This window comes from Mesorhizobium sp. M1348, assembly GCF_040317925.1.
GTDB lineage: Bacteria > Pseudomonadota > Alphaproteobacteria > Rhizobiales > Rhizobiaceae > Mesorhizobium.
Window position 1 is genome coordinate 53608 of sequence record NZ_JAMYLH010000011.1, and the last position, 14514, is coordinate 68121.

At 60.2% G+C, this 14514-nt stretch carries 13 protein-coding genes; 8 read left to right on the forward strand and 5 right to left on the reverse strand.

The window, feature by feature from the left end; translation table 11 throughout:
• Positions 1-195 precede the first annotated feature (195 nt).
• The 6 genes from NKH13_RS19350 (at position 196) to NKH13_RS19375 (ending at position 7156) form a co-directional block, all read left to right on the forward strand.
• Complete coding sequence (locus NKH13_RS19350; protein WP_352913758.1) at positions 196-1122, forward strand: ArsR/SmtB family transcription factor; 927 nt, start codon at positions 196-198, stop codon at positions 1120-1122.
• 184 nt (positions 1123-1306) lie between these two features.
• Positions 1307-2818: an arabinosylfuranosidase ArfA gene (arfA, locus tag NKH13_RS19355; RefSeq protein ID WP_352913761.1), complete on the forward strand. Its 1512-nt coding sequence runs from the start codon at positions 1307-1309 to the stop codon at positions 2816-2818.
• Positions 2819-2867: 49 nt separating this feature from the next.
• On the forward strand, positions 2868-3959 hold the full coding sequence (locus tag NKH13_RS19360) for an ABC transporter ATP-binding protein (RefSeq protein ID WP_352913764.1): 1092 nt from the start codon (positions 2868-2870) through the stop codon (positions 3957-3959).
• 19 nt (positions 3960-3978) lie between these two features.
• Positions 3979-4896: a carbohydrate ABC transporter permease gene (locus tag NKH13_RS19365; protein ID WP_502908344.1), complete on the forward strand. Its 918-nt coding sequence runs from the start codon at positions 3979-3981 to the stop codon at positions 4894-4896.
• The gene (locus tag NKH13_RS19370; protein WP_352467126.1) at positions 4893-5741 is read left to right on the forward strand and encodes a carbohydrate ABC transporter permease; all 849 of its coding nucleotides are present in this window, start codon (positions 4893-4895) and stop codon (positions 5739-5741) included. Before NKH13_RS19365 ends, NKH13_RS19370 begins: the two co-directional genes overlap by 4 nt.
• 95 nt (positions 5742-5836) lie before the next feature.
• Positions 5837-7156: an ABC transporter substrate-binding protein gene (locus tag NKH13_RS19375; protein WP_352913769.1), complete on the forward strand. Its 1320-nt coding sequence runs from the start codon at positions 5837-5839 to the stop codon at positions 7154-7156.
• 181 nt (positions 7157-7337) lie between these two features.
• Here NKH13_RS19375 and minE read toward each other — a convergent pair whose 3' ends face one another.
• The 3 genes from minE to minC are packed head-to-tail and all read right to left on the reverse strand — an operon-like array spanning position 7338 to position 9161.
• Positions 7338-7610: a cell division topological specificity factor MinE gene (minE, locus tag NKH13_RS19380; protein WP_023677151.1), complete on the reverse strand. Its 273-nt coding sequence runs from the start codon at positions 7608-7610 to the stop codon at positions 7338-7340.
• Positions 7607-8422, reverse strand: a complete 816-nt coding sequence (gene minD / locus NKH13_RS19385) for a septum site-determining protein MinD (protein WP_254819515.1) — start codon at positions 8420-8422, stop codon at positions 7607-7609. The genes minE and minD overlap by 4 nt, the downstream gene beginning before the upstream one ends.
• 19 nt (positions 8423-8441) lie before the next feature.
• Positions 8442-9161, reverse strand: a complete 720-nt coding sequence (minC, locus tag NKH13_RS19390) for a septum site-determining protein MinC (protein WP_352718054.1) — start codon at positions 9159-9161, stop codon at positions 8442-8444.
• 239 nt (positions 9162-9400) lie between these two features.
• On the opposite strand from minC, the gene NKH13_RS19395 reads away from it, so the two are divergent.
• Positions 9401-10261, forward strand: coding sequence for an alpha/beta hydrolase (locus NKH13_RS19395; RefSeq protein ID WP_352913771.1), 861 nt, complete (start codon positions 9401-9403; stop codon positions 10259-10261).
• A 93-nt stretch (positions 10262-10354) separates the two neighbouring features.
• On the opposite strand, the gene NKH13_RS19400 is transcribed toward NKH13_RS19395, so the two are convergent.
• Together NKH13_RS19400 and NKH13_RS19405 are read right to left on the reverse strand one after the other, a co-directional pair.
• The gene (locus NKH13_RS19400; RefSeq protein WP_352913773.1) at positions 10355-11461 is read right to left on the reverse strand and encodes a glycosyltransferase; all 1107 of its coding nucleotides are present in this window, start codon (positions 11459-11461) and stop codon (positions 10355-10357) included.
• An 8-nt stretch (positions 11462-11469) separates the two neighbouring features.
• Positions 11470-13020, reverse strand: coding sequence for a GumC family protein (locus NKH13_RS19405; protein WP_352913775.1), 1551 nt, complete (start codon positions 13018-13020; stop codon positions 11470-11472).
• A gap of 243 nt (positions 13021-13263) precedes the next feature.
• On the opposite strand from NKH13_RS19405, the gene NKH13_RS19410 reads away from it, so the two are divergent.
• On the forward strand, positions 13264-14493 hold the full coding sequence (locus tag NKH13_RS19410; RefSeq protein ID WP_352913968.1) for a VpsF family polysaccharide biosynthesis protein: 1230 nt from the start codon (positions 13264-13266) through the stop codon (positions 14491-14493).
• Positions 14494-14514 lie beyond the last annotated feature (21 nt).

Sequence of the window (14514 nt, forward strand, 5' to 3'; positions counted from 1 at the left end):
TAGATTGGGCGATCGGCGTTCAGGTGTCCACTCTGCATATGGCTCCTGCACAAATTCTGTGCAGGGCCACCGCGCGACCCTCGCCCTGCCGGATTCAACAAATTGCCCGGCGTTCCGCCTGCACATTGATTAAATCAGATTTCCCGATATACAGGCTAATTTCGGATATAGATTTTACATGGGCCGGGCAATTTCATGAGTCGCAATTTTCTGGTGATTGAACCTGAGGAAGGCATTGCCGTGCTCAAGGGGCTTGCCTCCTCGGCGCGTATCTCGATGCTGAAACTGCTGCATGAGAAGGGGCCGATGAATGTCAACGAAATCGCCGCCGTGCTGTCGCTGCCGCAGTCGACCGTCTCGACAAACATCCAGGTGCTGGAGGATGCGGGGCTGATCCGCACCGAGAATCTGAAAGCGAAGAAAGGCAGTCAGAAAATCTGTTATCCGACGGCCGAAGAAGTGCTCGTCGTGTTCAAGAGCGAATATCGTGCGGTCAAGAACGACGCGATCGAAGTGTCGATGCCGATCGGGCTTTACACCGGCTTCGAGGTTACCGCGCCCTGCGGCCTTTGCTCGCCGGACGGCATCATCGGTCTGCTCGATGTTCCCAACACTTTCCTCGATCCGGACCGCATGAAAGCCGGTCTGCTATGGTTCACGCGCGGTTTTGTCGAATACCAGTTCCCCAACAATGCCAAGCTCGCCAATGCCGAGATCACCGGACTCGAAGTGGCGATAGAGCTGTCCTCGGAAGTGCCGGGCACCAGCGCCGATTGGCCCTCGGACATTACGCTGACAATCAATGGTGTCGATGTCGGCACCTGGACGTCGCCGGGGGATTTCGGCGACAAGCGCGGCGTCTTCACGCCCTCCTGGTGGAAGCTCAAGGGCTCGCAATACGGCAAGTTGAAGAACTGGCGAATTGCCAATGACGGCACCTATGTCGACGGCCTCAGGATTTCCGAAACCGGCCTCGCCGCACTCGATCTGAAGAGCCATCATTCAATCCGCATCCGTATCGGCGTCAAGGACGACGCCAAGCGCCCCGGCGGGATCAACATTTTCGGCAAGGGCTTTGGAAATTACGATCAGGACATCCTGCTCAGGATCAAAACTGGTTGATATCATGAAACCGGGTTCTGAAGATAACTTAGCAATTTCAATTAGCTAGCTTTCTGCTGTGCCAAAGCGTTCGTCTAATTGTCCTACATTTGGGTATTTTGGCTTGACGAAGGGCTGCCAATCCCGCTTTGATATCGGGCAAGATGATTTAAATCATCGTTTGTGATATCGATGGGAGGAATGCATGAAGGCAGCCGTTACGGCTCATCCGCATTATGTTGTCTCGGAAATCGATCCGAGGCTCTACGGATCCTTCATCGAGCATCTGGGGCGGGCAGTTTACACCGGCATCTATGAGCCCGGCCATCCGACAGCGGACGCCAACGGCATGCGTCAGGACGTCATCGATCTCGTCAGGGAACTCAATGTTCCGATCGTCCGCTATCCCGGCGGCAATTTCGTCTCGGCCTACAATTGGGAAGACGGCATTGGCCCCAAGGAACAGCGCCCAGTCCGCCTCGACCTTGCCTGGCACACATCGGAAAGCAACGAAGTCGGCCTGCATGAATTTGCCGATTGGTGCACCTGCGCCAACACCGAGATGATGCTTGCCGTCAATCTCGGTTCGCGCGGCCTCGACGAAGCCCGCAACCTTCTGGAGTACGCCAACCATCCCGGCGGCAGTAAATGGAGCGACAAGCGCATCGCCAACGGCCGCAAGGAGCCGTTCGACGTCAAGCTCTGGTGCCTCGGCAATGAAATGGATGGCCCCTGGCAGATCGGCCACAAGACCGCGGACGAGTATGGCCGCCTGGCGCATGAGACGGCCAAGGCCATGCGCGCCTTCTCCAAGTCACTCGAGCTGGTGGTCTGCGGCTCCTCGAATGCCAAGATGCCGACCTACCCTGAATGGGAAGCGACGGTTCTCGACCATACCTACAACGAGGTCGACTACATCTCGCTGCACATGTATTTCGACAACGAAGCCAACGACGCTCCGAACTATCTCGCCATGAGCGAAAAGCTCGACGGCTACATTGTCTCGGTCGCCGGCGTCATCGACTATATCAAGGCCAAGAAGCGCTCCAACAAGCAGGTCTACATCTCGTTCGACGAATGGAACGTCTGGTACCATTCCAAGGAGCAGGACAAGAAAATACTCGGCGGCAGCGACGGTTGGCCGTTCGCCCCGCCGTTGCTCGAAGACATCTATAATTTCGAGGATGTGCTGCAGGTCGGCCTGATCCTCAACACCTTCATCCGCCGTTCCGATGTCGTCAAGATCGCCTGCCTGGCACAACTGGTCAATGTCATCGCGCCGATCATGACCGTTCCGAATGGCCCGGCATGGCGGCAGACGATTTTTTATCCCTATCTGTTTGCTTCTAGCTATGGCCGCGGCAATGCGCTGGATCTCAAGGTGGAAAGCCCGACCTACAAATCCGCCGTTGCGGGCGACGTCGCCTATGTCGATGTTGCCGGCGTGCACGACAGGCAAACCGGCCACGTCACCTTCTTTGCCGTCAACCGCCATTCGAGCGAGGCAATCGAAACAGTGGTCGACCTCACCGGCTTCGGCGCGGCGGAGATCGTCGATCACCAGGTGATGGCACACGCCGATCTGAAAGCCGTCAATTCGGCCGAAAACCCTGGCAATGTCGGCCCCAGGAAGGGTGAGGGCGCCTCGCTCGTCGGCGGCAAGCTGAGCCTGTCGCTGCCGGCCTATTCCTACCAGGTCATACGCCTGAGGCTCTGAGTTCAGGCGGATCATCGAGAAAGCGCAAACGCTGAGGAGGAGCGTCGACGTGACGGCCGATATCGAGATCAGGAACGTGAGCAAGCAGTTCGGTGCCATGACGGTGCTGGAGCATCTGTCGCTCTCCATAAGGGCACGCGAATTCATCGTGTTCCTAGGGCCGTCCGGTTGCGGAAAATCGACGCTTCTTCGAATGATCGCCGGGCTCGAAGCTGTCGATAGCGGCGAGATTGCCATCAACAACGAGCGCATCGATCATTTGCCGCCGGGCAAGCGCGGCATTGCGATGGTGTTCCAGTCCTATGCGCTTTATCCGCATATGACGGTGCGCGACAACATGGCCTTCGGGCTTGCGAATATCGGCGTACCAGGCAAGGTCATCGAGGCGCGCATCAACGAAGCCGCCCGCATCCTGGAAATGCCGCATCTGCTCGATCGCAAGCCGGGCCAGCTCTCCGGCGGTCAGCGCCAGCGCGTCGCCATCGGCCGTGCGATCGTCAAGGAGCCGAAGGCCTTTCTGTTCGACGAGCCGCTCTCCAATCTCGATGCGGCGTTGCGCACCCGTACCCGCATCGAGCTTGCCCAGCTTCACCAGCGGCTGCAATCGACGATGATCTTCGTCACCCACGACCAGGTCGAGGCAATGACGCTGGCCGACCGCATCGTCGTCATGAACAATCGCAAGATCGACCAGATCGGTACCCCGATGGAGATCTACGAGCGCCCGGCGACCAAATTCGTCGCGGGTTTCGTCGGCGCGCCGGCGATGAACTTCGTCGATGCGACGCTCGACAAATCCGGCGAGAACGCCACGGCCAGGTTTGCGGACGGCGTCTCGGTGCAGACCGAGATCGCCTCCAGCCAACTGACCGACGGCAACTACACTTTCGGCATCCGTTCAGAAGACGTGCGCATCGTTGCGGCCGGACAGGGCAATGCCGACGGCGTCGTCGATGTGCTCGAGCGGCTCGGCGAACGCACCCTGATCTACGCGCGGCTGGGCGATGGCCAGCAGATCGTCGGCTCGGATTCCGGCAACAGCCGCGTCGCCGTCGGCGACAGAATCGGGCTCGCCTTCGACGGCCAGAAATCGCATCTGTTCAACGAGACCGGCCGCGCCTGGCATGCGAGGGAGGCCTGAGATGGCTGACCGGCTGGCGATGTCCCCGACCGCGACGCTTGCTGTCGGCGTCAGAGCCCCTACCGCCGACATCTATGCGCCGCAATGGCGAAATTTCATTTTCGTTGCGCCATTCTTGTTCTTCTTCACCACGCTGCTGCTCTTCCCGCTGCTCTGGGGGATGTGGCTGAGTTTCCACAAGGCCGACACGTTCTCGTCCGGAAATTTTGTCGGTCTCGGCAATTACGCCAGGCTGTATCACGACAAGGTCTTCCTGCAATCGATCTGGAACACCTTCTACTTCGTGCTTCTGACGGTGCCGACGCTGGCGCTGATCGGCCTTTTCCTGGCGCTTTGCCTCAACCGCCGCACGCGCACTGCCGCGGTTTTGCGGACGCTGTTCTTTTCCTCCTCGGTGCTGTCGGTCACCATCGTCACGCTGATCTGGCGCATCGTCTTCATTCCGAATGTCGGCCTGTTGTCGACGATCTACGGATGGTTCGGCGCAACGGCCCCGGCCTTCATTTCCGATCCCAGCCTGGCCATGATCGGCATCGCCATTGCCACCATCTGGTGGTGCATCGGCCTGCCGATGATGCTCTTTCTCTCGGCGCTCCAGCAGATTCCGCAGGATATTTACGAGGCGGCAGCCCTGGACAATGCCAATCGCTGGCAGACGCTACGCTCGATCACGCTGCCGTCGATCAAGCGGACCTTCATCCTGGTGATCATCATCCAGATCGTGCTGCAATTCCAGCTGTTCGGCCAAGCCTGGCTGATGACGCGCGGCGGTCCGAACAACCTGACCAAGCCGATCGTGCTCTACATCTACGATACCGCATTCCGTCGCTGGGATCTCGGCCTGGGTGCCGCGGCATCGGAAATCCTGTTCATCCTCATCCTGATCGCGGCCATGGCCCAGTACCTGGTGACACGCAGCAGGGGAGACCAAGCATGAGCGCTCCAGCCACTTCCATCAAGGGACGGGCATTTGGCGACCATGTGCTATTAGCCCTCGTCATCCTGCTTTCGATCGTCATGATCGCGCCGGTTCTGTGGGTGATCGGCCTGTCGCTCAAGGACAATACGGAGCTGATGGCCGATCCGAATTCGGTGTTTCACGCGCCCTATACGCTGAAGAACTACATCAACACCGTCGGCACCTCGTCGGTGTTCATCTGGGTGCGCAACAGCATCATCGTCTCGGGCGGATTGACGCTCGGCACGTTGATCCTGTCGTCGCTCGCCGGCTACGGCTTTGCACGGCTGAATTTCCCCGGCCGAGACGTGCTGTTCGTGATTGTGCTCTTCGGCCTGGCGGTCCCGGAACAGGCCGTGCTCGTCGCCCGTCATCAGATCTTCAGCATGCTGAAGTTCCACAACACCTATCAAGGGCTCATTCTGCCGGGCCTTTCGGCTCCGTTCGGCGTCTTCCTGATGACCCAGTATTTCAAAGCCATCCCGAAGGAGCTGGACGAAGCCGCCATGCTCGATAACGCCAGCCGGCTCAGGATTTTCTGGAAGGTGCTTCTGCCGCTCACGCTGCCTGCGCAGGCAACGCTCGGCATCTTTACCTTTCTCGGCGCATGGAACGATTATTTCTGGCCCCTGATTTCGGCGACGAGGAAGGACATGTTCACGCTGACGGTCGGCATGGCCTCGACCCAGACCAACTTCGCCCAGTCCGAAGGCATCGGCTTCCTGATGGCGCAGGCGGTGTTTGCCGGTGCACCGATCCTGATCGTCTACCTGTTCTTCCAGAAATACATCGTCACGGCGGTCTCCGGCGCTGCGGTGAGATAACGAAGATTGCCTGACGGCCGGGGGGAATGCGCAGCAATTGAAGCACGAAAGCCAATCCAGGGTGGAGCGGCGGAAACTCAGTAGGAGGAACTGATATGAAACTGAAGAAAATCCTGTTTGCCGCAGTCTCTGCGGGCGCAATGATGCTCGCAGCTCCAAGCTTCGCGGCCACGGAACTGAGCGTGCAGCGCTTTTTCGGCGCCTGCGATGCCGATTTCGGCACCAACACCGATCCCACCAAGGCCGTTGGCGAATGCGGCATCATCACCTCGCTGATCAACAAGTTCAACGCCGACAATCCCGATGTCCATGTCAACGTCACCACCGTGGAATGGCCCGGCTATGATCAGCTGACCGCGCAGTTCGCTTCAGGCGACGCTCCGGACATCGTCACGATCCATGAATCCGTACTGTCGGATTATCAGTCGAAGGGCCTGTTGATGCCGCTCGACGATCTCTTGAAGTCAGTCGGCCTGACACCCGACGCCTTCACCGACGCGGCGCGCAATGGCGCCACCAAAGACAGCAAGATCTATGGCCTGCCGATCGACAGCTGGACGATGCTCTATCACGTCAACATGGATCTTTTCAAACAAGCCGGCCTCGTCAATGCCGATGGCACGCCGATTTTTCCAAAGTCGCCCGAGGAACTGCTCGCCCAGGCCGAACAGTTCAAGCAGAAGACGGGCAAGCCTTATTTCGTCCAGAACCTGGCCAATGAGACCGCACTCTACACACGCAACCTCTACACTTATCTTTTCCAGCAGGATTCCGATTTCTTTGCGGATCCGAAGCATGTGAAGTTGAATACGCCGGAAGCCAAGAAGGTCGTCGAGATGTACAAGGCGATCTTCGAGAAGGGCTACACCACCAAGGATCTCGATTATGGCGGCTCGATCAACGCCTTCCTTGCCGGCGAGGGTGGTGTCCACCTTAACGGCACCTGGGTGGTCGGCGATTACAACGCCCAGTCCGAGACCAAGGGTACGGCGCTCAATAAGGGCGGCTATGCGGTCTATCCGTATCCGCAGCTGTTTGGCGGCGCCCACGCGCAATATGCCGACGGCCACACCTGGGCCGTTTCGCAGAAAGACCGCACGCCTGAACAGATCGCGGCGATCGGCAAATTCCTGAAGTTCTTCGCCGACAACGACTTTGAGTGGTCGCGCACCGGTCACCTGCCGGCCTATAAGGCCGTCATCACCTCGGACGCCTTCAAGGCCCTGCCGCATCGCAACACGATCTCTGCGGTCGCCGACCTCGGCAAGCCGCTGCCGTCCGCCGTACAGCGTCAGTTTGCGATCCAGGACATCATCGGCGAAGAGATGAGTGCAGCAATCAGCGGCCAGAAGGACGTCGACACCGCCCTTGCCGACATGGAAAGTCGCGTCAACGAATTGCTCGCCAACATCTGACCACGGGTTTCGAAAGGCCCTCCCAAGGCGCCCCGCGGCTGGAAACGGCCGCGGGGTTTTGGTGAGGCAGTGGTTATTATCCTCGAGTTGCGCGACTTGGCGGTGGCGACCGGTCAAACACGCCAACCACCATGCCGCAACCTCGGCAGCAGCCGACGCAAGCCCTGACTGAAGGATTCCGCTAGAACGCCGCGGCCATGGGCATTGCGACCTTGTTGGGGATCTGGATGTCGATCTCCAATCTCGAAGTCGTTTCGCCGTGATCCATGCTCACCTGCAGGAAATCCTGATCGACCTGAACATGCCGGGCGATCACCGCCATGATCTCCTCGCGCAGCACGGAGACGAGATCGGGCTGGTTGCGGCTTCGACGCTCGTAAGCCAACAGCAGTTGCAAGCGCTCGCGCGCCACGGGCGCGCTGCCGCGGCGCTTGAAGATATCGAGCAGGTTCATGCTGCCCTCCTTCCCAACAGCCGGTCGAGGAGGCCCCTCCGCTCGAAAGGCAGAATGACCGGCAGGTCCTCGCCCTCGAGTCTTCTTGCCGCGTCGATATAGGCGCGTGCGGCGGGGTTGGTGTTTTCGCTGAGCGTAACCGGCGCGCCCACATTGGATGCGCGCAGCACGTCCTGGCTCTCGGGAATTATTCCCAGCAAGGGCGTCGACAGGATCTCGAGCACGTCATCGATGCTGAGCATCTCGCCGCGGGCGGCGCGCGCAGCATCGTAGCGCGTGACGAGCACGTGTTTGGCAATCGATTCACCTTGCTCGGCTTTCATCGTCCTGGAGTCGAGCAGGCCGATGATGCGATCGGAATCGCGGACCGAGCTCACTTCCGGATTGGTGACGATTACCGCCTCGTCGGCAAAGCGCATGGCAAGTTGCGCGCCCCGCTCTATGCCGGCGGGGCTGTCGCAGAAGACGTAGTCGAAAACCGAGCGCAGCTTGTCGATGACATCGGCGACGCCTTCCTCGGTGAGAGCGTCCTTGTCGCGCGTTTGCGAGGCCGGCAGCAAGAACAGCGTTTCGAGTCGCTTGTCACGGATCAGCGCCTGCGAGAGCTTGGCGGTTCCCTGAATGACGTTGACGATATCGAAAACAACGCGCCGCTCGGCGCCCATGATCAGATCGAGGTTGCGCAGGCCGACGTCGAAATCGACGAGGGCCACCCGCTTGCCGGTTTTCGCGACCGCGGCGCCGAGAGCGGCCGTCGAGGTCGTCTTGCCGACACCCCCTTTGCCGGATGTGACAACCACTACCTTGCCCATATTTGTGCCTCCAATGTTGTTAGTTGAGCGGTGCGACGCAAAGTGCGCCGTCCTCGAGAAAGGCCTGTACCGGCCTTCCTCGCGAGGAGGCGTCCATCTCCTCGGCGGTGCGGTACCAGCCGTCCACCGCCAGAAGTTCGGCTTCGTTTTTCCGGCAAAAGATGCGAGCCGCGGAATTTCCCGTGGCGCCGGCGAACGCACGTCCACGCAGCGTGCCGTAGACGTGAATCGATCCTCCGGCGATGATCTCGGATCCGGAACTGACGGAGCCGACAATGACCACATCGCCATCGGGATGAAAGATCGACTGGCCGGAGCGGATCGGTGCCTTGATCATCAATGAGTTCGGCGCCTGCGGCTCTTCCGTCTTGGCCTCAGTGGCGGCCTTCGGGTCCGGCTGCACGTAAAGCGCGTCAGCGGTGGCCTCCTTGGCGCCAACGAGGAGCGGCGGCAGATCGGCGTCGAGAGCAACGTTGCCATCGGCCTCGATCGCGTAGATGCGAATCCCGCGCTCTGCGAGCTGGGAGACCAGATCCCGCATCTCGCCCACCTCGGGCTTGAGCATAGTCAGATCGAGCACGACCGGACGGCCGGCAAAGAAGCCGGGAGAGTTTTCGGTCCAGTGATCGAGGCTTTGCAGCCATTCCCCTAAAGGGGCCTCAGGGGTGAGGGTGAAGGCTACAAACGAGCGCGCTCGAAAGCGTATGGACTTGTTTTGGATGGGAGCGACGCAGGTCACAGAGGCGAGTCCTTACTGATTGGTTAAGGCTAGCCCGGCATGGTTAACGAAAAGTTAATGGCGGCTTCCCGAGGCGTTGGGGGAGGCATTCTTTTTGCCTCCGATCGCCCCGCCGGCGCCTTGCTTCCGATGCACGACGAGGTTCTCCTCGTGGCTGCCTGGAGGCGTCTCCAGTTCACTAGGTCGGCCGACCGGTATACGATTGCCATGAACGCCGAGCCTACTAAGGAGTCGTCGAATTGACTACCATTGCCAAGAAGTCGGTCGCGGATCGCGGTCGTGCTACCTATGATCTTGGCGGGACGGCCATCTTTGCTTCCAAATTAGACCCGCGCTTTCACTACTGCCTGTATGTGCCTCCCGCGGTTGGGGAAGGGGCCAAAGTCGATCTGATGGTCGCCATCCATGGCACCGGCCGCACCTCTTTTCTTGGATTCCGCGACGCGTTTTCCGAGTTCGGACGCTGGAACGGCTGCGCCGTTTTGTGTCCGCTGTTTCCAATCGGCGTTCTCGGGGATGATGCCCGCAGCGGGTACAAATATATGCTCGAGGGCAACATACGCTACGATCAGGTGCTGCTCGCCATGGTTGAGGAGGTCAGCGCCAAATACAGTCAGGATTGGAGCCGCTTTGCCATGTTCGGATTTTCCGGCGGCGGGCATTTCACGCATCGTTTTGCTATCCTGCATCCCGACAGGCTCTGGGCGGCCTCAATCGGCGCGCCAGGCTCGGTGACCTTGCTCGATCCGACGCGTGACTGGTGGGTGGGCATTCGTGATCTGCCGGAGAAGTTCGGCATCACCTTCGATGCCACAGCGCTGGCAAAAGTGCCTTTCCAGATGATCGTCGGCGACGCCGACCTGGAGACTTGGGAAATCACTCATGTCCAAGGCAGCGCCCATTGGATGCCGGGTGCTAACGATGCGGGGCGAACACGGCCGGAACGCCTCATGGCATTGTGTCGATCGTTCGAGGCAGCGGGTGCGCGCGTGCGCTTCGATTTGCTGCCAGGCGTATCTCATGAACGGGACGCGGTTCTCGATTCGGTCAAGGATTTCCTCGCCCAACAACTCAAGGAACGACGGAACGCCTCACGATGAATCGTTGCGCCCCAGCCCGTGAAGAGATTACGGCAATCAAAGCCCGACCACGTCGATCGCATCCAACCGCGACCCTGCTGCCGCGCGCGACAACTAGAGCAAGGTTTCGTACTGATCGCCAATCTTGTCGACTGTGAAATCCGCCGCCCTGCTTTTCAGCACGGCAGCAGGGGTGGGGTGGTCCAGCATCTCGGCCATCGCCTCCGTCAGGGCTGCGGCGTCACCGACCGGCACCAAGGTGCCGAAACGGCCGTCACCGAGTATCTCGCGCGGGCCATGCGGAGCATCGGTGGAGATTACGGGGACACTAGCAGCCATGGCCTCGACCAAGACGTTGCCAAAGCCTTCGCTGGTGGATGTAAGGACGAACAGATCGGCTGCGGCATAACAGGCTGCGGGATCGTTGACGTAGCCGGCAAAGAGTACGTCCTGGCCAATGCCGATCTGCTCGGCATAGGCGTGCAATTCGGCAGCCAGCGGACCTTCGCCGAAGATGACAAGCCGGGCAGGGCGGCCGGCGCGCAGGGCAGCGAAGGCCCGCAGCAAAGTCCGGTGGTCCTTGACCGGCACCAGGCGCCCGGCGGTGGCAATGACCGGGCCATCGCCCATCGCCGCCAACGCTGCCTGCCAGGCATAGGAAGTCCCCTGCGGTGCTTCAGCCGGCGGCAGCGGGTTGTTGATGACGACGACCTTGGATTCGGGGAAGCCGCGCGCGATGATGTCACGGCCGACACCCGCCGAAACGGCGATGGCTTTGGTTGCACGCGCTGCAACCAGCGCGTAAAGCCAGATCGCCAGCCTCGCGCCGAGGCCGCTGGCAGGCAGCGAGGCGGCGGCGTGGAAGCTTGGAAAGAATTTTGCCCGGCTTCTGGCCAACATGAGTGACAGCGCGATCACCAGATTGGCGAATTCCGGGGCGCTATAGACCGCATCAGGATCAAGGCGGCGGAACAAATTTGCGCTTCGCACGATGCCTTTCAGCGTCGCTGACTTGGCGTAACCCTCGCCGCGCAAGAGAAGGCCGAAGTCGACCAGATGGACGGCAGCGGAGCGCAGCGCGGCGTTAGGGCCTTCCGCGTTCCAGGTAAAAAGCGTGACCTCGTGGCCACGCGACGCCAGTTCATTTGCCATCAGGACGAAGACACGCTCGGCGCCGCCGCCCCTCAGGCTGGCAATGTGAAAAACGATGCGCTTCACCATGCCTTGCTTCAGGCTCGGCTGGCGGCAAGGCCTGATCGGTTCGGCGGCCGGCGCATGTCGCGGATGATGCCCATGCCGATGGCCAGTAGCATGCCCAGGGCAAAGCCTCCGAACGCTCCGGCGCCTGCCACCAGGGCAGGGCGCGGTGGCCATGAGCGCCCTGGCGGCGGCACCGCGGTCGAAATCACCTGTACGTTTGTGGTGTCGATCTGCTCGCGCTCGCTGATTTGGCGCGCACGTGACAGGAAGCTCTCATAGACGGCTCTCTTCGAGGCGGCATCGCGTTCAAGTTCACGCAGGGCGACTTCGGACTCGCTGTCGGTGAAAACGTTGCTCTTCAGATCGTTCATCCTGGCGTTGAGAGAGGCCAGCGAGGCCCTGGCCTTGTCCAGGCTGGCCTTTGCCGTGCCGACGGTGCGAGAGAACTCGGCCCGGAGTTGCGAGTTGACGGTCTCGAGCTCCGTCCTGAGCCTGACAATCGTCGGATGACGCGGGCCGAAGGTCATCGACTGTGAATCGATCTGCTGCCGCAGGCTGTTGGATCTGTCGCGCAGCGCCGCGAGCGCTTCCGAAACCGTGGGGTCGGGATTGGCTCCATTGATGCCGGAGGCAACCAGGGCGTCGTAGCTTGCCTGTGCGGCGATCACGCGCGATTGCGCATCGACGATTTCGCCATTGAGCTGTGTCAGCGTCTGCGAACTGACGAGCTGGCCATTACTGGACGACAGATCGTGGCTGCGCTTGTAGCTCTCGACCTTCTCTTCGGCAGTCTGCACGTCGCTCTTGAGTTGGCCAAGCCGGCTGTCAAGGGCAGCCGCGGCACGGCTGGCGCCGGCAGCTTCGGCCTTGGCCAGTTCTTCCTGGAAGTTTTTGACTATGGCCTGCGAGATCAGGATCGCCTTAGCGGTGGTTTCCGCAGATACCGAGAGGGTTGTGACAAACGAGGTCGGGTCCGCGATGGCGTCTACCCGGTCCGCCAGGTTCTTCAAGGCGATAAGCCTCGGGTCGGGCTTCGCCACAGCGCCCGACGAGGATGTGCCCCGGTCCGGATCGAAAAATTCCGGATCGTGAGTCAGATTCAGTTCGTCCACCACACGGGAAAGCACGTTGCCCGAGGTCAGGATGCGCTGCTTGCTGCGCGTGCTGAGCAGCTGGCTATCGACCTGGCCCGGTTGTGAGTAGAGGTCGTTCTCTACAACCTGCAAATTGGATGGGTTGATGAGGACCTCCGTCGTGACGGTGTAACGCTGCTTGCTCAGCAATGCATAGGCGCCGCCGACAATGCCGCCGATTACCGCCAGCATGAACGCCAGGGCGAGGCCGGCCCGTAGCCAGACGAACAGGCGTCGAAAATCGAGCTCGAGGAAATCGCCGATCTTGTCCAGGGTCACCGTTGCGACAGGCTCTGGAGGTTGCGGCGCCACCGGCGCGGAGCTTAGCGCCGCGACTGGGCCATGCTGTTGCAGCAATGCCCTGCGCCGTGCACTGGCGATACGCTCGAATGCACTGTTGTTGGAGGCCGTCGCGGAGATAGGGGGTGTGCCGGAACCGGCAGACATGGTGACAACCCTTGTTAAATCATTACGCTTGGCCTGCTCTACAGAAACATCGTTAACATCTTATTTTCCAAGTTGGCCCATTTTACTGTTCATACACCCGGTCCGTCCGGCGGACGTTGAAGGGATTTCGTTGCCCAGAATGCCGTTCGAATATCGCCATTTGGATGGGCCATGAGCTATCCCGCTGCCGCTTCGGAACGATTATCGTCCAGCCGAGCGCGCCGTCAGAACGCGCTTTCGCTGCTGTTTTTCCTATGCGCGGCGTTCGCGCTCCTGCTTCGCTTTACGGTGTCGCCGCAGGTGATGAACATGGTCGTCGACTATACGGCCCAGGGAGGCTCGTTCTACGAAAAGCTGCATTTCGGCACCTATGCGATCATCCTGCTGCTTCCTATCGTTCTTTTCAGCCGGCCGTTTCTGCTGCACGGCGACGAAATTGGAATATTCAAGGCGTTGATCCGCTATTCGGTGCTGATGTTCGTGCTGGTGCCCTATCTGTTCGTTACCGGCCGTGCGGGCTCCTCCGGCTTCATCATCGATACCTATCTGGTAGCCGGCGCCACAGGCCTGTTGATGCTGGCATTGAATGCAGAGGTGCGGCGGGCGTTGGGAGACGTCGTGCTTGGAATGGCGATCCTGAGCGCTGTCATCGGCACCATCGAGGCGGTGACTCAACATCGGTTGTTGCCCTATGGCTTGAACGAACTGCAATTCAGGCCAACTGGCCTGTCGGCCCATCCGCTGGCACTGGGCGCGCTCTGCGCCACAACCATCGGATTCGTGCCGCTGACGCACTGGCGCATCTGGGTGCGGGTCATGGCGATCTTCCTGTTGTTCATCGGTTGCGCTGCGTCAGGCGCTCGCGCTGCGCTGATGCTCGCCACGGCGGAAATCGTCATTCTGCTGCTGTTCGTGCCCTGGCCGGGCCTATCGCTCAAATACGAGCGGCAGGCCAAATCTGTCGTACTGATGTTCACCGTCACGGGTGGCGCGGTGCTCGTGGCAGTACTGTTTGCGGGTGGTCTGCTGAATCGGTTCAGCAACACCATCTTCGACGAAAACTTCATGGCCCGGGTGACGATTTACCAGGTATTCGGACTGGTCAGCTGGAACGACATCCTGTTCGGCATGAACGTTGACGACCTGCTGGCGATCGTCCGGCAGAAGCTGCATCTGCCCTACATCGAAAGCGCGCCGGTGGTAATTATCTTGCTCTTCGGCCTGCCCATAGCCCTGCTGTTTACAGCGCTGATCTTCTGGTTCGTCTTCCGGCTGCTGCGCGGGGCGCCGCTGCCGGCATGGATCGGCACTTTAACGTTCTTGCTTGCCGCGCTGTCAAATAACGCGCTTTCGTCAAAAACGCCGGATATGACGATCATCGTGGTGTTGCTGCTTGCCTACAGGAACCAGCCCTACAGAAACCAGCCGGAGAGCATGTCTTCGCTCGCTGCATTCCAACCTGAAGCCGGCTGAGATCCGTTAAGCACGGGCCTC